General features: G+C 57.9%; 16 protein-coding genes. 8 read left to right on the top strand and 8 right to left on the bottom strand.

The features are described 5' to 3' along the window. Positions 1–157: 157 nt before the first annotated feature. Entirely contained in the window at positions 158–946 is a 789-nt protein-coding gene (locus G516_RS0100740; RefSeq protein WP_028292028.1) for a sulfite exporter TauE/SafE family protein, read from the bottom strand. 465 nt (positions 947–1,411) lie between these two features. On the opposite strand from G516_RS0100740, the gene G516_RS20480 reads away from it, so the two are divergent. The 3 genes from G516_RS20480 to G516_RS0100755 all read left to right on the top strand — a co-directional run bounded on the left by G516_RS20480 (position 1,412) and on the right by G516_RS0100755 (position 4,981). Beyond that, entirely contained in the window at positions 1,412–2,257 is an 846-nt protein-coding gene (locus G516_RS20480; RefSeq protein WP_084644774.1) for an NRDE family protein, read from the top strand. Between the two features lie 157 nt (positions 2,258–2,414). After that, a complete protein-coding gene (locus G516_RS23590) occupies positions 2,415–4,223 on the top strand; it encodes a L,D-transpeptidase family protein (protein ID WP_084644775.1) in 1,809 nt (602 codons plus the stop codon). Between the two features lie 206 nt (positions 4,224–4,429). Continuing rightward, a complete protein-coding gene (locus tag G516_RS0100755; protein ID WP_028292029.1) occupies positions 4,430–4,981 on the top strand; it encodes a DUF882 domain-containing protein in 552 nt (183 codons plus the stop codon). Positions 4,982–5,083: 102 nt separating this feature from the next. Here G516_RS0100755 and ptsP read toward each other — a convergent pair whose 3' ends face one another. Together ptsP and rppH are read right to left on the bottom strand one after the other, a co-directional pair. Further along, complete coding sequence (gene ptsP, locus G516_RS0100760) at positions 5,084–7,369, bottom strand: phosphoenolpyruvate--protein phosphotransferase (RefSeq protein WP_028292030.1); 2,286 nt, start codon at positions 7,367–7,369, stop codon at positions 5,084–5,086. A gap of 6 nt (positions 7,370–7,375) precedes the next feature. After that, entirely contained in the window at positions 7,376–7,870 is a 495-nt protein-coding gene (rppH, locus tag G516_RS0100765; protein WP_028292031.1) for an RNA pyrophosphohydrolase, read from the bottom strand. Between the two features lie 308 nt (positions 7,871–8,178). Here rppH and G516_RS0100770 point away from each other — a divergent pair, with 308 nt between their 5' ends. Beyond that, entirely contained in the window at positions 8,179–8,835 is a 657-nt protein-coding gene (locus G516_RS0100770; protein ID WP_028292032.1) for a histidinol-phosphatase, read from the top strand. Positions 8,836–8,861: 26 nt separating this feature from the next. Then, a complete protein-coding gene (locus G516_RS0100775) occupies positions 8,862–10,049 on the top strand; it encodes an imelysin family protein (protein ID WP_028292033.1) in 1,188 nt (395 codons plus the stop codon). A 125-nt stretch (positions 10,050–10,174) separates the two neighbouring features. Here the strand turns inward: G516_RS0100775 and G516_RS0100780 are convergent, their stop codons facing one another. After that, complete coding sequence (locus G516_RS0100780) at positions 10,175–11,380, bottom strand: class I SAM-dependent rRNA methyltransferase (protein WP_036533968.1); 1,206 nt, start codon at positions 11,378–11,380, stop codon at positions 10,175–10,177. Between the two features lie 157 nt (positions 11,381–11,537). On the opposite strand from G516_RS0100780, the gene G516_RS0100785 reads away from it, so the two are divergent. Beyond that, positions 11,538–12,416, top strand: coding sequence for an HDOD domain-containing protein (locus G516_RS0100785; protein ID WP_028292035.1), 879 nt, complete (start codon positions 11,538–11,540; stop codon positions 12,414–12,416). 20 nt (positions 12,417–12,436) lie between these two features. On the opposite strand, the gene G516_RS0100790 is transcribed toward G516_RS0100785, so the two are convergent. The 4 genes from G516_RS0100790 to G516_RS0100805 form a co-directional block, all read right to left on the bottom strand. Next, positions 12,437–13,645 (bottom strand): UbiH/UbiF/VisC/COQ6 family ubiquinone biosynthesis hydroxylase, encoded by a 1,209-nt coding sequence (locus G516_RS0100790; protein WP_051218799.1) that lies wholly within the window; start codon positions 13,643–13,645, stop codon positions 12,437–12,439. After that, positions 13,636–14,925, bottom strand: coding sequence for a 2-octaprenyl-6-methoxyphenyl hydroxylase (ubiH, locus tag G516_RS20490; protein ID WP_051218800.1), 1,290 nt, complete (start codon positions 14,923–14,925; stop codon positions 13,636–13,638). The genes G516_RS0100790 and ubiH overlap by 10 nt, the downstream gene beginning before the upstream one ends. A 110-nt stretch (positions 14,926–15,035) precedes the next feature. Further along, entirely contained in the window at positions 15,036–16,358 is a 1,323-nt protein-coding gene (pepP, locus tag G516_RS0100800; protein ID WP_028292037.1) for a Xaa-Pro aminopeptidase, read from the bottom strand. 22 nt (positions 16,359–16,380) lie between these two features. Next, the gene (locus G516_RS0100805; protein ID WP_028292038.1) at positions 16,381–16,935 is read right to left on the bottom strand and encodes a UPF0149 family protein; all 555 of its coding nucleotides are present in this window, start codon (positions 16,933–16,935) and stop codon (positions 16,381–16,383) included. Between the two features lie 434 nt (positions 16,936–17,369). On the opposite strand from G516_RS0100805, the gene G516_RS0100810 reads away from it, so the two are divergent. Both G516_RS0100810 and G516_RS20495 read left to right on the top strand, forming a co-directional pair. Continuing rightward, positions 17,370–17,603, top strand: a complete 234-nt coding sequence (locus tag G516_RS0100810) for a DUF904 domain-containing protein (RefSeq protein WP_156878911.1) — start codon at positions 17,370–17,372, stop codon at positions 17,601–17,603. Then, positions 17,593–17,907, top strand: a complete 315-nt coding sequence (locus tag G516_RS20495; RefSeq protein WP_036533726.1) for a cell division protein ZapA — start codon at positions 17,593–17,595, stop codon at positions 17,905–17,907. The genes G516_RS0100810 and G516_RS20495 overlap by 11 nt, the downstream gene beginning before the upstream one ends. The last annotated feature ends 2 nt before the right edge of the window (positions 17,908–17,909 follow it).

The raw sequence follows: 17,909 nt of genomic DNA on the forward strand, positions 1-17,909 counted from the left end.
GCCGTCTGGATTAATTCATTCGAGCCCCCTGAATCACCCCATGCTCACGCAGGGTTATTCAGAAGGTCCTGATATTGGCGGCTACCATAGCACGCCCGTTCGACAGCCATATGACGCTGCACCCGACATTGCCAATGCCGTTCAAATAAAACGGCCGTCAGAAAAACAGGAACTTGATGCCCACCAGCAGCAATAACAACGCAAAGCCGCGTTTGAGCTTTTTCTGGTCCAGTGAATGGGCCAATCGCGCACCCACCTTGGCAAACGGCACACTGGTTACAACGATGCCAGCCACCGCAGGCCAGTACACATAGCCACTGCTCCAGGCCGGCAAACCCGACGCCTGCCAACCAGAGACGATGTAGGTCAGCGCCCCGGTAACGGCAATGGGCAAACCACATCCTGCTGATGCCGCCACGGCACTGCGCATCTGAAACGACCGCCAGGTCAGGTACGGCACCGCAAAGATGCCGCCACCAATGCCAAACCAGGACGATCCAAAACCAATCACAGCGCCTGCCCCCACCAGTTCCTTGCTGCCCGGTGCCTTGCCGGTGGATTTCGGTTGCAGGCCAAAAAACATCTGGATACTGACCAGCACCATAAAACTGCCGATCAGCAGCAACAGCACATCACCGGGGATCTTGACGCTGACCAACACCCCCACAGCCGTCCCCAATACGATACCCGCCGCCATCAACTTCACCACCGGCCATTGAATCGCCCCCAGCAAATGGTGGGAACGAATGGAGCTGAGCGAGGTAAACACAATGGTCGCCAGCGAGGTCGCCACCGCAATATGAGGGGCAATATCCGGAGCCACACCCTGAGCCGCCAGCCCGAACAACACCGCCGGAACAATCACGGTGCCGCCACCAATGCCAAACAGGCCCGCCAGCGTGCCAGCCACCGCGCCTACCAACAGATACATAATCAATGAGGTCACAACGCCCCTCCTGTCACCGTTGTCCGTTTACAACCACGTCACCCAGCCAGCCGTCATGGTAGGCAAAAGGGGACATCTATTTAATCCGGTGCTCACTCTGGGCTGCCGGATGGTTTCGAATCACGAAGCCGACTTGTAGGCCTGACGGGTCAAGTCAAAAGTCGGCGACACAGAGTCGAGATCATCCGGCAGCCCCCGCAGGGCGCGGGTTGCCGCCGTCCAGTGCGGTGTTGACGAACTTGAAAAGGACTCGTCATTTCGCTGCATTCGTCGCCTTGCACTGTACAACGGCAACACTCGCGCAGAGCCGTGCAGGATTAAATAGATGTCCCCAAAAGAAAACGGTCAACGACATTCAAAAAAGAAACTCAAAAAAGAACCCCGAAAATCGGCGTCGCATTATGAACCAGCGGCCCGGTGATAGTAACCTCAGCATCATGACAGAGACACCGGGAGGTGATAGCCATGTGCCTGATCGTACTGGATTGGCAACCGACACAAGCCGATTGGCTGCTGCTGGTTGCCAACCGCGATGAATTTCACGCCCGTCCGACGGCTGCCATGGCACCCTGGCCAGACCAACCCCACATTCTGGCAGGCCGCGACCTGCAACAGGGCGGCAGCTGGCTCGGTATCAATCGCAGTGAGCGCTTCGCCGCACTGACCAATGTCCGGGACGGCCACGCAGGCCCGGAAGTGGATAAACGCTCACGGGGCGAGTTGGTCTGCGACTACCTCAACAGCGACGCCACCCCACAGCAGTTTGCCGAACAGTTGCATGCCAGCGCCGACCGCTATGGTCGCTTCAACCTGTTGGTCGGGAATCGCCATACGCTCTGGTACATCTGTAACTGGCCTCATTTTACTGCCCGGCCAGTAGCACCCGGGTTGCAGGTGCTAAGCAACGCCCACCTCAATAGTGACTGGCCAAAAGCCCGTCAGGCCTTGAATCAACTGTGGCAGCAACGCCAGCAGGGCACCCGTTCGCCGTCACAATTACTGAACCACGTCCTCAGCGATCCGCGCCGCTGGCCGGATTCTCACTTGCCGGATACCGGCGTACCACTGGCATGGGAACAATTGCTGTCGGCCCAAAAGATCATCAGCCCGGAATACGGCACCCGTTGCAGCACGGTCGTGCAGGGGTCTGACGATGGCGTTGCCCTCTGTGAACAAAGCTGGAATAGCGACGGCAGCGTAGCGGAAAGCCAACATTGGCAGCTTCGTGACGGCGTATTCGAGGAATCAATAAGCTCCCGGAATCCGCTGTCACAAAAGTCAGTCGATAAAACACCCAGCAGCAGCAGGTGACGATCTACCGGCAGTTACAAAATAACGACGCAACCCGGTGAAAAATCACAGAAAAGATTTCTGACACCCGGGTTGCCCAGCAGAGGGTTACAAAACGCACCCTGCGTTAGCAAAAAACAGCCCGATTGCAGGCCTGATCCTTGTCCATACTCAGGTTATGCGAAGAACATCACACTCCCTACAGCGCGCCATCGAGCGCGAGCGACTGCTGAAACTGAAGCGACGCCGCCCGATGATGATCACGGCGATGATCGCCGGGGCCTGCTTTGTATTGCTGTTTGGCGCCCTGTCGGCCAGCATCAATACCAAGCCGGTCATGCCGCCTTCCGTCGCCCGCGAACACATGGAACGCTGGCTGATCGAAGACGCCCGTCGGGTTGCTGGCGAAGTGCGCCTCAAGCACATCCGTGCGCTGGAACCTTTTTACCTGGCCCGCGACTACCAGCCGGTATGGCTCGACAACTACGAGCTGACCCCAGCCGCGCGTGAGCTGATTCAGGCTCTCAAGGAAACCTCCGCCGACGACTGGCAACGCTACGACTACGCACTGCATGTGCTGCTACGTGAAGTCCACCAGCTGAGCAACACCCCCGAACGCGCCACCGCCATCGATGTACTGTTAACAGACGCCTGGATGACCTACACCAAGCAGGTGCTGAATCAGCAACTGGTGCCGGACACCAACGAAAATGACCACCCGGTAAGACGGGTCTCCAGCAGCGACAGCGACCCTCGCATCACCGACGAATCGGTATTGAATCTGCTGAACGACGCCTTGCAGCAACGTGAACTGCCGGTGCTGATGGAAGAACTGGTGCCGCAGCATCGCGGCTATATGGCACTGCGCAAGGAACTGAACCGGTATCTGGAACTGGCCAATCGTGGCGACTGGCAGCCACTGCCCGTACCTCTGGAACTGCAGCCCGGCGATCGTCATCCGGCAGTACCGGTATTGCGCAACATGCTGGTGCAATACGGTGACCTCGAATCCTCAGCGTTCCAGTGGCTCATCGACAGTCGTAGCGAAACCGGCAGCGACGCCAGCACCCCTGCTGACGAAGAACTGCTGTTCGACGAACCGCTGTCCCGGGCGCTGATGCATTTCCAGCAACGCTATGGCCTTGAGCCCAGCGGCCGGGTAGACGCCGAAACCCTCAGCTGGCTTAACCTGACGCCCTATCAGGTGGCGCAGAAAATCGCCCTCAATATGAAACGCTGGCGCCATCTGCCCGCTGATCTGGGTCAACGCCACGTCATGGTCAACATGGCCGACTACAAGTTGCAGTACGTTGAAGACGGTGATGTTGAGCTGGAAATGAAGGTGATCATTGGCAAGCTCAGCCGCCGCACACCGGTTATGACCCACAGGATCAGCCAGATGGAGCTGGCACCGACCTGGGTGGTGCCCTACCGCATTGCCACCCAGTATCTGCTGCCGAAATTCCGCCGCAAGCCAGAGTACATTCGTGACAAGGGCTTCCAGATTGTTGAGCGGGTGGACGGTCAGGATCAATTTGTGAACCCGGATGACATCGACTGGCATCAGGTTTCCCGTCGTAACTTCCCTTATCGGATTATTCAGAAAGCCGGTGGCGCCAACGCGCTGGGGTCAGTGAAGTTCCTGTTCCCGAACCCGCAGTCCATTTACCTGCACGATACCTCACAGCCAGAACTGTTCAGTCTGGATGGCCGTGCGCTCAGCTCCGGCTGTGTACGGGTCGAAAAACCGATGGAGCTGGCCGAGGTATTACTGAAAGGCCAACTGGGCTGGAGCCGCCAGCGAGTGGAAGAAACCATCGCCCAGAACCGCACTACTCGCCTGCGCCTCAGCAATCCGGTGCCCGTGCACCTGATGTACTGGACCGCCTGGGTGAATCAGGATGGCCAGCTGCAAATCCGCGACGACGTTTATCGTCGCGACATCATCGCCGGTATTGCCACCGGACCACGGGATATCAGTTTCTGATATCCCGCACGAAAAACGCCCCCTCCCCACCCTGATTCGACGATTTTCCGGCGTGAACCGCGACACATTTTCGACGCTCATCCAGGGCCGGAAATCACGGTTTCCTGTCGTGCCTGTCACACCCGCCTTTCTGATGTACTGGTTCCTTAACTTCTGCCCAGATGTACGCATACTAACCACACACATTTCGTCACAAGGTTTAACAAATGCAGCGTCGGGGTTTTCTGCGTTCAGCAGTACAGTTAACTTCCGGATTGTGGCTGGCGGGCGCCAGTCATGAGCTTCTGGCAGGACAGCAAGTGGCACAAGGAGAGCGCACACTGAAGCTCTATAACATCCATACCGGTGAAACCATCAAATCGACCTACTGGGCCGATGGTCATTACATCAAGGATGAGCTTCAGCAGCTGGACTACCTGCTGCGTGACCACCGTTCTGGCGGCGTCAATGCGATTCAGCGAGGCCTGTACGATCGCATTCATTACCTGCAACAAACCTTTGCCTCGCGCGAGCCGGTGTACATCATTTCCGGCTACCGCTCGCCCAAGAGCAACAGCTCCCTGCGCAAAACCACCTCAGGGGTGGCTGAAGGCAGTTTGCACATGCAAGGCCGCGCTGTGGATATCCGCATTCCGGGCGTCTCCCATCGCTCCCTCCACAAGGCAGCTGTTGGCCTCGGTGAAGGCGGCGTAGGCTACTACCCGCGCAGTGGCTTTATTCACATCGATACCGGCCGCACTCGTCGCTGGACCGCCTGAGTCCAGCCCGGCTGCGGGCGATAAACAGCCACAAAAAAAGCGTTGCCGGTTAGCCGACAACGCTTTTTTTATGCTGGATACTGACGTTAAAAGATCGACTCGTCAGCCGCGCCCGGACGCCGGGCCAATGATTCGGCCAAAGCCTTCTTTTTCCAGCGCCAGCTGCACCATGGCCGCAATCACATGGGCACTTTCAATCTGCATCACCTGATCCAGCAAGCGCTTGGCCCATTCGTGGCTGATGCCGCGAATCACCGACTTCACTTTCGGCAAATTGGTCGAGTTCATCGACAGCATATCGTAGCCCATCGCCATCAACAGCACACTGCCCAACGGGTTACCGGCCAACTCGCCGCACACACTGACCGGCTTGCCCACTTCATGGGCGCCGTCGGCGATCAGCTTGAGGGCATTCAATACCGCCGGGTGAAACGCCTGATAGAGATCGGCGACACGCGGGTTGTTACGGTCAACCGCCAACAGGTACTGGGTCAGGTCGTTACTACCGACCGATAGAAAATCGACCCGCAGCCCCAGATCACGAATCTGGAACACCGCCGACGGTACTTCGATCATAACGCCGACTTGTGGCATCACCACGTCGAAGCCTTCTTCAATCACTTCCGCGTGGGCGCGGTAAATCAGGTGCAGGGCCTCATCGACCTCACTGACGCTGCTGATCATCGGCAGCATGATGCGCAAGTTGTCGAGCCCGGCGCTGGCCTTCAGCATCGCCCGGATCTGCACCAGAAAGATTTCCGGGTGATCAAGGGTAACGCGCACCCCGCGCCAGCCCAGAAACGGGTTGGCTTCGTTGATCGGGAAGTAGGTCAGGGCCTTATCGCCGCCAACGTCCAGCGTCCGCATGGTCACCGGCGCTGGCGCAAACATTTCCAGCTGCTCGCGGTAAATTTTTTGCTGTTCGCTTTCCGATGGGAAGCGATCTTTCATCATGAACGGCACTTCGGTGCGGTACAGGCCCACCCCTTCGGCACCGCGATCGAGACTGCGCAAAGCATCGGTCAGCAGACCGGTGTTTACCCACAGCGGAATGCGATGGCCGTCTTTTGTTTCAGCCGGTTCATCGCGCAGCACTTCGAGGTCTTCCTGCAGTGCCTGCTCTTCTTCAAAAATTTCCTGATACTGCTGGCGAATGTCCTTGTCCGGATTGGAAATCAGGATGCCCCGATAGCCATCAACGATCAGGTCCTTACCGTGCAGTTGGGCGTAGGGCAAATCCACCACCCCCATCACTGTTGGAATGCCCATGGCGCGAGCCAGAATTGCCACGTGCGAGTTGGACGAGCCTTTCACCGACACCAGACCACGTAGCTTCGACGGCGGTACTTCGCCCAACATGCCCGGTGTCAGCTCTTCGCTGACCAGAATGCAGTCATCCGGAAAACTGTCTTCGCGACGTTCGGTTGGCCCTTCCAGATGCGCCAGAATGCGCACGCCGAGGTCCATGATGTCGGTTGCCCGCTCGCGCAGATAGACATCTTCCATCATCTTGAAGTGGCCGACGTACTGCATCACCACCTGCCGCAGGGCACCCGGTGCCCACTGGCCTTCACGGATGCGAGCGTTGACTTCCGCCCCGAGGGCGTTGTCATCCAGCATGTTGATATAGACATCGAACAACGCCATCTCTTCCGGCCGCAGCTCACCACTGAGCTGGGACCCCAGATGACGGACTTCCTTGCGAGCCGACTCCAACGCCTGTTCAAAGCGTTCAACCTCGGCATCGACATCGTCAATTTGTTTGTCCGCCACCGTCGACAGATCGGCCGCTGGCATCAGCACATAGCCTTGCCCCAAACCCACACCAGCAGAACCCGGAGCACCGTTGAAGCGCGCGGTCTTGCGCTCCTTACGCTTGTGTTTGTGCGACAGCTCAAGAATATTGCCGGTGGCTTCGGCGTGGGCAATCACCCCGGCCAACTGGGCCGACATGGTGACCAGAAACGCTTCTTCCCCTTCGTCAAACTGACGGCTCTCGCGCTGCTGTACCACCAACACACCCATCAGGCGCTTGTTGTGAATAATGGGTACGCCCAGGAAGGAGTTGAATGGGTCTTCGCCGGTTTCCGACAGGAAGTGAAATTTGGGATGCGACGGAGCGTCGTCGATGTTGATAGGCTCAGCCCGGGCGCCAACCAGACCCACCAGGCCTTGTGACGATGTCAGGCTGACACGACCCACCGCTTCCTGCTTGAGGCCTTCGGTGGCCATCAACACATAGCGTTTGGTGTCGTTATCGAGCAGGTAAACCGAACACACCTCGGTGTTCATGGCTTCCCGAATTCTTGCTACTACGACGCGCAGCGCATCCGACAAATCGGTGGCTGTACTGACTTCCTGTACAATGCGGCGCAGTATGTCGAGCATATAACCTCAGGTGTTGAGTTTGCGTTGCAAGCGAGCAATCTTGGGTGACAGCTCGGTCATGGCCCGGCGGTAAACGTCACGTTTGAACGCAACGACCTCGCCCAGCGGGAACCAGTAACTGACCCAATTCCAACCATCGAATTCCGGTTTTTCATTGGCATCCACCTTGATGCTGGCGTCACCGGACACCAACTTCAGCAAATACCATTTTTGCTTCTGGCCCACACACACCGGCTGCTTGCCCTGACGAATCATTCGTTTGGGAAGGCGATACCTCAACCAGCCGCGGGTACAGCCCAGAATCTGTACGTCACTTTTTGCCAGCCCGACTTCTTCTTGCAGTTCCCGGTACAACGCATGTTCGGGAGACTCCCCCTGCTTGATACCACCTTGAGGGAACTGCCAGGCATCCTGTCCGATTCGCTTGGCCCACAGAACCTGACCAACATCGTTGCAGATAATGATGCCTACATTCGGGCGGTAACCCTGATCATCAATCACAATGCCATCCGAGAAATATTACAGACCTGCAAAACTTGCCCATTTCGGTCAAAAGGTCAAGACGCAACCGCTATTTGCCGCAGGTCAGGCCCCTGCCGGGCAATGTTTCAGAGTCTGGTTATTATTGTCAGGGACCCGTCAGGCCAGAAACCAGCGTCGTGACTCATCAACACCCTGCTATCCAGAGCAGACAATGGGTGATGCAGAGGGCCCCAAGACTCTATGTTACGCCCAAAGAATTATAAGGAAAGGCGCGTTTATTCGGCATAGAATACTGTTCTTTTGTGTAACCTGCGCGGGAGAATCTCTTGGCTCTGGCAATCTTCGACCTCGACCACACGCTGCTGTCGGCAGACAGCGACCACGCTTTTGGACAATATCTGGTGGACCGTGGTCTGGTCGACCCGGAAGTTCACAAATATCGTAATGATGTGTTTTACGAACAGTACAAAGCGGGCACACTGAACATTCACGAGTACCTCGACTTTGCCCTCAAGCCGCTGACCACCTATCCGCTGGAGCAGATGCTGGCCGAGCGCGACACCTTTCTGGAACAACGCATCAAGCCGCTGATCCCCAGGAAGGCCCGCGATATCCTGCAAAAACACCGCGATCAGGGCGATACCATCCTGATCATCACCGCCACCAATGGCTTTGTTACCTACCCGATTGCGGAAGAGCTGGGCGTTGAGCACATCATCGCGCCACACCCGGAAATGAAAGATGGCCAATACACCGGCGCCATCGAAGGCATTCCGAGCTTTCAGGAAGGCAAGGTAACCCGTCTGATTGAGTGGCTGGAACAGCATGCCATGAGCATGAAAGACGCCTGGTTCTACAGCGATTCCCGCAACGACCTGCCGCTGCTGCGACTGGTCAGCAACCCGGTAGCGGTCGACCCCGACCCAACCCTGAGTGCGGAAGCGGAACGTCTGGGCTGGCCAATCATCTCACTGAGAGACTGATTCCACCTGCCGACAAGGAGTCCGATATGCACTGGCCCATCCATCGCAGCAGCGGCATAACCGCCATTGCCATGGCACTGTTGTTGACCGCCTGTGGCGATGCGCCCGAGCCGAGCCGCCTGCAAACCCCGGCGGTGCCGGACACCATGCTGAGCCACGATGATGAGCAGGAAGCCTTTAACCAGCACCTGCTGCATCTGGCCAATGACGGCCACGTGCAACTGGCCGCCAGTGCCAACGCCCTCGACGACGCCATTCAGCAGTTTCTGGCAGCACCGGACGACGCCGGGCTGCAATACGCCCGCCGCCAATGGCAGGAAGCCTACAGCGCCCTGTTGCGGGTGCGCCTGTTTGGCTATCTGCCGATCACCGATCCGGTTGAATGGCAGCGTCAGCGCAGTGGTTACCGGGATTTGATGCAGCAGCTGGACAGCTGGCCGATTGAAGGGGGCTATCTGGATTACCTGCCCGGCTACCCGCACACCGGTATCGTTAATGACTTGGCCCTGCCACTGACCACCGAAGCGCTGTTGCAACAACATCGTTCGATTGATCCCTGGTCGGCCAGTGTCGGCTTTCATGTGGTCGAGTTTCTGTTGTGGGGCAGTGATGGCCAGCGCCCGGCCAGTGATTTTCTGGCTGCCGAGCCGGACCCGAACAACGACGCACCGGGCCATCGCCATCGTGACCGTCGCCGCAGTTACCTGACCCTTGCCAGCCAACTGCTGCGGGAACACGCCAGCCAGCTGCAACAACGCTGGGAACCACAGACCGGCTACTACGCCCGCTTGATGAACGACAGCCTGCCAAGCGCCGCGTTAACCGCAGCCCTGATCGCGACCCAGCACTGGTTGGACGCTGCCCGCCAGCATCAGCAAAACGAGGATGTACGCAGTGAGTTCAGCGGCCAGCAGTACGCTGAACAACAGGCTCTGGAAGATCAGGCCCTGCTGCAAGGATTGAGGAATTGGCTGCAAGGAACGAACAGCGACCCCGGCGCCCTGCCCATCGTGCTGGCTGACGAACCGGATTTACTGGATCGCTGGCAGGTCATACTGGCCACGGCTGGCGCTTCAGAAATGGCACCGGAGCCTGCTCCAGAATCAGCTCCCGAGAACACTCCCGAACCGCTGACAGCCGCCAAATTGGATTACCTGCAAGGGCTGCTGGATGAAACCGCCACGGCGTTGAATATCCGCATCCACGGTTATTAAACAGCCGCTGATCGGTTAACCGATCAGCGGGTTGAAAATCCACCCCACCGCTAAAATCAGCGGGTTGGCAGAACCACCCCCACCGCCAAAATCAGCGGGTTGGCAGAATCACCCCACCGCCAACATCAGCGGGTTGGCAGAACCCGCGCAAATACCGCTTTCAGGTAGCGGGTTTCCGGGATGGCCGGTACCACCGGATGGTCAGCACCCTGACCGCCAACGTGTTGAATCAGTACATCGCGGTCCAGCTCACGACCGAGGGTACGGAGGATTTCCGGCAAACGGCCTTCCGCCAGGTGCATGGAGCAGGACCCCGCCACCAGCACACCATCACGGTTCAACAACCGCATCGCCAGCTGGTTCAGACGGTGGTAAGCCTGTTCACCGGCCTTGATGTCCTTGCGACGTGGAATAAAGGCTGGCGGATCAACGATGATAACGTCGAACTTCTCGCCCTGTTCCTTGAGGTTACGCAACGCCTGAAAGGCATCGCCTTCCCAGCAGTGCATTTTTTCTTCAACGCCGTTCAGGGTGGCGTTCTGCTCAACCCAATCCAACGCGAAGCCAGAGGCATCCACACAATGTACTTCGCTGGCGCCATGATTGGCCGCCTGCACGCCCCAACCACCGACATAGCTGAACACGTCCAGCACACGCTTGCCGCCCACCAGACGGTTAACCACAGCGCGGTTTTCACGATGGTCGTAGAACCAACCGGTTTTCTGACCTTCCAGCACCGGAGCCATAAAGCGGGTGCCGTTTTCAATTAACGGCGCACAGCCATCTTCCAACGCCCCGTGAACCACTTCCACGTACTCAGGCAGGCCTTCCACCGCGCGCAATTTGCCGTCATTTTTCAGCACCACGCATTCAGGCGACACCACTTTCATGATGGCGTCGACGATGTCCTGCTTCATGGCTTCCATCAATGGGCTGGAAATCTGCGCCACCAAAACGTCACCAAAGCGGTCGATGACCAGACCTGGCAAACCGTCGCTGTCGCCATACACCCAGCGGTAACAACCACCCGGGTACCACAGCTCACGGCTGCTGAGCGCAATTTTCAGACGATGCACAATCAGCGAGCTGTCCAGCTGCTGACGGCTGTCGCGGCTGATCAGACGGGCGCAGATCAGTTGCTCCGGGCTTACCACAGCACTGCCCAGCGCCTTGCCATTGGCGGCTTCGATCACCACCTGTGTGCCTGGCTGCATGCCTTTCAGCGGCGTGGCGGCAATATCCACTTCGTTGCTGTATACCCACAGGTGGCCGGATTTCAGACGGCGCTCGGCCTTGGGCTTGAGTCGCAAAACAGGGAGGGCTGGAGACATGGCAGTGATTCCGCGGTCAGGTTGATGGTGCAAAAAGCGGCGCATTATATCGGACGAAGCTGTCAAACGCCGAATCCTCTGTGACGTTTCGTTTCCACACCGGTACGGGTGGATTTTTTGCCTACACTAACGGGGACATAACGACGTGGACGTTTTCATGGCCCAGACGTTAACCGACGAGCAAATCCAGTGCATCCTGCAAGGCATCAAGATTCCACCGCAGCCCCAGATTCTGGTCGATCTGCAAATGGAACAGGTCATGCCCGAGCCGGATATCCAGCGCATTTCTGAGTTGATACAGCAAGACGTTGGACTGGCAGGCACCATTCTGAAAGTGGTGAATTCGTCGTTTTTTGGCCTCAAAAACCGCATCACCTCGATCAATCAGGCAGTCAATCTGATCGGCATTGCCAGTGTCATCAACCTGGTTAACGGCCTGTCGATCAAAAGCCAGATGAGCGACGAAACCATCGTCACCATGAACCGTTTCTGGGACACTGCCACCGATATTGCCCAGGTCGCCACCCAGATTGCCAAACAGGTGGGTTACCCCAACCCCGACATGGCCTATCTGCTGGGGCTGTTTCACAACGCCGGTATTCCACTGTTGATGAGCCGCTACGACAATTATCTGGATGTGATGGAGCGTTCCTATGCGCACCCGGAAAAGCGCGTGGTGGATGTCGAAAACGCCGAGCTCAGCACTAACCATGCGGTGATTGGCTATTACACCGCCAAGTCCTGGCACCTGCCGAAAATCCTCTGTGATGTGATTGCCGAACACCACAGCGCCACCCGCGTATTCAACGCCAGTCACCAAAAGGACTCCGAGGGAAAAACCTTGCTGGCGATCCTGAAAATGGCCGAACACGTGTGCGGTAACTATCGCATTCTGGGTAAGCAAGAAGTCGATCAGGAGTGGGAGCTGATCAAGGACGAAGTACTGACGTACCTGGGCTTGGGAGCCTATGACATGGAGCAGATGGAGGCGCACTTTGAAGAGCTGGGCATCGGTTTGCGCAGCTACAGCTGGTAGCGCCATCCTGCACCAGGCCGTTACAGCCCCATCGCCGCCATCATCACATGCTGTTTAACCGGCACCAGCCGATCGAACTGCTTCAGACCGATATTACGCAACAGCCGAATGGCGGGGGCCTCTGCCGCAAACAAGCGTTTGAACCCTTCCATGGCCGCCATGGTGGTCAGGTTGTCGGCCTGACGACGGCGCTGGTAACGCGCCAGCACCAGTTCATGGCCCGCTGATACGCCACGCTTGTGAGCCGCCAGAATCTCTTCCGCCAGCACCTCCACATCCTTGAAGCCGAGGTTAACCCCCTGCCCTGCCAGCGGATGAATGGTATGAGCAGCATCGCCAACCAGCACCACACCCGGCAAGGAATAGTGCTTGGCGTGACGCTGACGCAATGGAATGGATTGCCGTTCAGACACGGCTTCAATCGCACCCACACGGCCTTCAAAAGCCGCCGTCAGCGCCTCACAGAAGCCGTCATCGTCCAACTGCATCAGTTGCTCGGCTTCCTCAGGCACCGTTGACCAAACGATCGACGCCAGCTGATCGCTGCCCGCCAAAGGCAACAAGGCCAGAGGGCCTTGCGGTCGGAAACGCTGCCAGGCGGTTTGCTGCATTGAGTGTTCGGTTTTCACCGTGGCAACGATGGCGTGGTGATCGTAATTCCACTCACGAGTGGCAATACCTGCCCACTGGCGCACGCGGGAATGCGCGCCGTCAGCGCCCACCACCAGTTTGGCCTCCAGACGAGTACCATCGGCCAGCAGCACCGGGGTGTAACCGTCCGGCGTCTGGTTGTCGATGGCGTTGACTGGCTGGGCAATGCGCTGGATATCGGTTTGATCACGCACCACCGTATCCAGCGCTGCCAGGGTTTCGCGGTTTTCAACAATATGACCCAGGCAGGGAGCGTGCAGGTCGGTGCAGTCAAACTCCACCTGGCCGGTACCGTCGGCGTCCCACACCGTCATATGGCGGTAGGGTTTGCGTCGTGCCGGACGTAGATGTTGCCAGGCACCACAGGCTTCCAACATGCTCTGACTGCGCGCGGTAAGGGCACTGACGCGCAGATCCCATTGATCAACGTCCGTCTGGCTTGATTCTGGTAGCTCAACCGGACGCGCCAGCGCCGGGTCCACAAGGGCAATGCGCAAGCCGGATGACGCCGCCGCCAGCGTGGCTGCCAGCGCCTGTCCCACCATGCCCGCACCAACAATTGCGACATCTACGCGCATGGGGATTCTCCAGTCGATTCCGGGGTTCGAATTCGGGCTGCCTGCTGGCCAACACCCATCGCATGCAAGGTCAACAGGCGGCGTGGAATATTCATACTGGCTAACGCCATCAGTCCCAGCCCTCGACCAATCGCCATTGCCTTGCCACGGCTGGCAAACACGCGCGGCAGCAAGTCGCTGGCCATCACCGTGTTGGCCTGATCCTGCTGTTGCTGCTGGACGTAGTCCGTCAGCATGCCGATATCACCTAACGGCTGTCCATGCTGCCATTGCTGCAACAGCCTTTCAGCCAGGGCCGCGGTATCACGCAAAGCAAGGTTAAAGCCCTGACCGGCCACCGGGTGCAAGCTATGGGCCGCGTTGCCCAGCAAGACCAGCCCCTGACGTACCTGTTCGGTACTGCGCACCAGCGCCAGCGGATAACTCTGACGCTGACCCAGTGCCAGAATGCGGCCACAGCGATAGCCGATTTGCGCCTGCAACTGGCGAATAAATTCGTCGTCCGGGGCGGCTAACATCTGTTCGGCCTGCTCCGGTTCCAGCGTCCAGACCACGGCAAAATGATGTTTGTGCAGCGGCAAAAACGCCACCGGGCCGTGGTCACTGAAACGCTCGTAAGCCCAATGACCGTGATCCCGATCCATTTCGACCTGAGTCACAATCGCGTGGCTGCCGTATTCCTTGCGCTGATGTTGAATACCCAACTGCGCTGCCAAACCAGAACGGGCACCGTCGGCCATCACCAGCAAACGGGTAGTCAACTGACGACCGTCCGACAGACTCAGCTGTGCACCTTCGCCTTGCATCGTCACAGCGTCGACCTGGGTATGTGGCAACAGCGTCAGGCCACCGCCGCCTTGCGGCACTTGTAGCTCGGCCAGGCCTTTCAACAGCGCTCGCCCCAGCACGGCGTTTTCGACAATGTAGCCCAACGCTTCAACGTTCTGTTCGGTATGGTGCAGGTGGGTTTGGCCAAAACGGCCGCGATCCGACACCTGAATATGCTCAATGGCACAGGCACGGGAAGCAATCGCGTCCCAGCAGCCCATCTGTTGCAACAACAGACGCGAACCCCAGGCAAGGGCGGTGGCGCGACCATCAAAGCTGGGGGGCCTCGACAGGATGTCGTCGTCCCACTGGATCGACTGGCGATCAATCAGGCCGACTTTCATACCGCTTTGCAGGGCGGGTGACAGCATGTGTACCAGACTGGCACCGGCCATACCGGCGCCCAGAATCAGCACGTCGTAGAGGGTTTCAGAATCGGTCAGTTGGGTCATGTTCTGCTCATGCTTTCAGGTGTGGCCAATGTGACCGGCCACACAGTCGCGGTCAAGGCTTCCCGGCCGGAAAGCGGCGATCCACTGCGCACTATCAAGGTTGAGGCGTTTCAGTCCAGACCTTGCTGGCACAGGGCTTCCACTTCCTCAACGGTCTTCGGTACCGCACGGGTAAGGATTTCACAGCCGTCTTCGCGCACCACCACATCGTCTTCGATACGGATGCCAATGCCACGCCAGCGGGCGTCAACCGAGTCATCGTCCGGAGCCACATACAAGCCCGGCTCGACGGTCAACACCATGCCGTTCAACAGCATGCGCGGCTGACCATCAACGCGGTATTCACCAACATCGTGGACATCCATGCCCAGCCAGTGGCCAGTCTTGTGCATGTAGAAACGGCGGTAGTCACCGGACTCCAGATTGGCTTCCAGCGTGCCCTCAAGCAGCCCCAGATCAATCAGGCCACTGACCAGCACGTTCACCGCAGCGTCGTGTGGGTCGTTCCAGTGCTTGCCGGCTTTCACTTCGTCAATGGCAGCGTACTGGGCTTGCAGCACCAGCTCGTACAGCGCCTTTTGTTCTGGCGAGAATTTGCCATTGGCCGGGAAGGTACGGGTAATGTCAGAGGCGTAATAATCCAGTTCACAACCGGCGTCGATCAGTACCAGATCACCGTCCCTGATTTCCATATCGTTGCGGGTGTAGTGCAGGATGCAGGCATTTTCACCGGCGCCAACGATTGACGGGTAGGCCGGCCAACGACTGCCCGCTGCCATAAAGGTGCGGGTGATTTCGGCATCCAGCTGGTATTCGTACATGCCCGGCTTCACCATTTGCATGGCACGACAATGGGCTTCGGCGCTGATCTCCGCCGCCCGTTGCATCACGTCGACTTCGGCATCGGATTTGATCAACCGCATTTCGTGGAGGATATGATCCAGGCCGCAGAATTCACGCGGTGGACGCGAACCGTTACGCACCTGCGACTTGATGTGGTTTACCCAGCCCATCAGGCGCTGGTCAAACTCCGGCGACACACCAAGATTGGCGTAGATACGATCACGGCCTTCAATCAGACCCGGCAGGATGTCGTCGATGTCGGACACCGGAAAGGCATCATCACAGCCCAACACCTCAGGCGCGGCGTCCGGACCAACCCGACGGCCAGTCCAGGTTTCCATTTGCTTGTCTTTTTCCTGACAGAACAGCACGTACTCGCCGTGCTCACGGCCAGGGATCAGCACCAGTACGCCTTCTTCCTCGTCGAAGCCGGTGAGGTAGTAAAAATCGCTGTCCTGCCGGTACAGGTATTCCACATCGCGGTTACGCACGTGGCTGGCTGCCGCAGGAATAATGGCAATGCTGTTCTCGCACAGCTGCGACATCAGTTGTCCGCGACGGCGCGGGTATTCAGTGGCATCCAGTTTCATGCGGCCTCCTGTTGGGTACAAATCAATGCAGTGTGGTGCTGGCACCGCCACTGGAGCGGTTCATGGTGTAGAACACGGTCAGGGCAGCAACCCGGGCGTGCTCGGCCAGTTCCAGATACATGGCTTCGTTGTCCGGGTCCTTGTCGTCTTCGATACGGGCCTGGGAAAAGGCATCCAGATCGTTCAGCACTTCCAGTACGTCTTTAGGCAATTGACCACCGGATTGCTCGGAAGCTCCGAAGCCGTCCAGAAACCCTTTGCTCCACTCAGCCAGGCACTCGACCTGCTCCAGCACGTCGGCGTCTTCGTCTTTTGGCAACAATGGCTCATAAGCCATTTCCTCGGCCGAAATGCTGTTCAGCACGGCATCGTAGAACTGGCGCAAGGTGGCGGTGAGGTTATCCGCCGGCGTCTCATCCAGCTCCAGATAGTCCAGCGCCTCCGCCATCCATTGCTGCGGCGTCAGCCGGGCACCGGAGGCCAGATAGCCACTCAGCCAGCCATGCAAGGCAGACGGTGACTGGTAACAACGTGACTCCAGCCACAGGTCGGCGGTATTGGCGAAATCGATCTTCATAACAACCTCAAACTATTCTCTGCAACCATTCTAACACCCATCACCAGCCGCTGACTGCGTTTCCGCTGACATCCGTGCGTTGCACGGAAAAGCGTGCGGGCTAGGGAACATCAATTTAATCCAGCACGCCCCTGCACAAGTATTGCCGCCGCCCAGGGCAAGGCGACGAATACGGCGAACTGACGAGGCCTTTTCAAGGCAGGCCGCATAGATTCCCGAATGTGGTACTGGGCGACGGCAATCTGTGCCCTGCGGGGGCTACCAGATGATCTCGACTCTGTGTCACCGGCTTTTGACTTGACCCGCCAGGCCTGCAAGCCGGCTTCGTGATTCGAAACCATCCGGTAGCCCAGAGTGGGCACCGGATTAAATAGGTGTCCCCGATTGACCATGTTAAGCACAGACTTTTATAGTAGGCGTCCCTTAAAGGAGATATGTCAGATAATCCTGCCATGGCCGCCAACGAACTGCTGACTCTACAAAAGCGCATTCTGAAACTGCTTGAGGTCCAACAGGAACTCAAGGAGGAAAACCAGCGCATGCGTGCTGAAGAAGCCCAGTGGCATACCGAACGTGCCATGCTGGTCCAGCAGAACGAGCTGGCCAAGCGCAAGGTTCATGAAATGATCCAGAAATTGCAGGTCCTGGAGCGCAACTGTGGGCAGTGAAGTAAATACCATCAATCTGACGATTCTCGAGCGCGACTATCGCATCAACTGCCCGGCCGGTGCCGAGCAGCAGCTACGTAATGCCGCACACTTGCTCGACAGCAAGATGTCAGAAATCAAGGCCGCCAGCACGGCGTCCGGCAAGGTGCCCGGCATCGACCGAATTGCGGTGATTGCGGCCCTTAATATCGCCCATCAATTGCTCGAAATTCAGACAGAACAGCACGAGCAAGAACAATTAATCAGTGAAATCAACCAGGCTCTGGAAGATGCACTGAATGAATCTTCTCAGCGGGAATTGTGAAA

This window comes from Oceanobacter kriegii DSM 6294 (assembly GCF_000422845.1).
Lineage (GTDB): Bacteria > Pseudomonadota > Gammaproteobacteria > Pseudomonadales > Oceanobacteraceae > Oceanobacter > Oceanobacter kriegii.

Bases quoted from the DNA above. Each gene is read 5' to 3' on its own strand.
- G516_RS20480 (WP_084644774.1), top strand. From the start codon at position 1,412: ATGTGCCTGATCGTACTGGATTGGCAACCGACACAAGCCGATTGGCTG.
- G516_RS23590 (WP_084644775.1), top strand. From the start codon at position 2,415: ATGCGAAGAACATCACACTCCCTACAGCGCGCCATCGAGCGCGAGCGA.
- G516_RS0100755 (WP_028292029.1), top strand. From the start codon at position 4,430: ATGCAGCGTCGGGGTTTTCTGCGTTCAGCAGTACAGTTAACTTCCGGA.
- ptsP (WP_028292030.1), bottom strand. From the start codon at position 7,369: ATGCTCGACATACTGCGCCGCATTGTACAGGAAGTCAGTACAGCCACC.
- G516_RS0100775 (WP_028292033.1), top strand. From the start codon at position 8,862: ATGCACTGGCCCATCCATCGCAGCAGCGGCATAACCGCCATTGCCATG.
- G516_RS0100780 (WP_036533968.1), bottom strand. From the start codon at position 11,380: ATGTCTCCAGCCCTCCCTGTTTTGCGACTCAAGCCCAAGGCCGAGCGC.
- G516_RS0100785 (WP_028292035.1), top strand. From the start codon at position 11,538: ATGGCCCAGACGTTAACCGACGAGCAAATCCAGTGCATCCTGCAAGGC.
- G516_RS0100790 (WP_051218799.1), bottom strand. From the start codon at position 13,645: ATGCGCGTAGATGTCGCAATTGTTGGTGCGGGCATGGTGGGACAGGCG.
- ubiH (WP_051218800.1), bottom strand. From the start codon at position 14,925: ATGACCCAACTGACCGATTCTGAAACCCTCTACGACGTGCTGATTCTG.
- pepP (WP_028292037.1), bottom strand. From the start codon at position 16,358: ATGAAACTGGATGCCACTGAATACCCGCGCCGTCGCGGACAACTGATG.
- G516_RS0100805 (WP_028292038.1), bottom strand. From the start codon at position 16,935: ATGAAGATCGATTTCGCCAATACCGCCGACCTGTGGCTGGAGTCACGT.
- G516_RS0100810 (WP_156878911.1), top strand. From the start codon at position 17,370: ATGTCAGATAATCCTGCCATGGCCGCCAACGAACTGCTGACTCTACAA.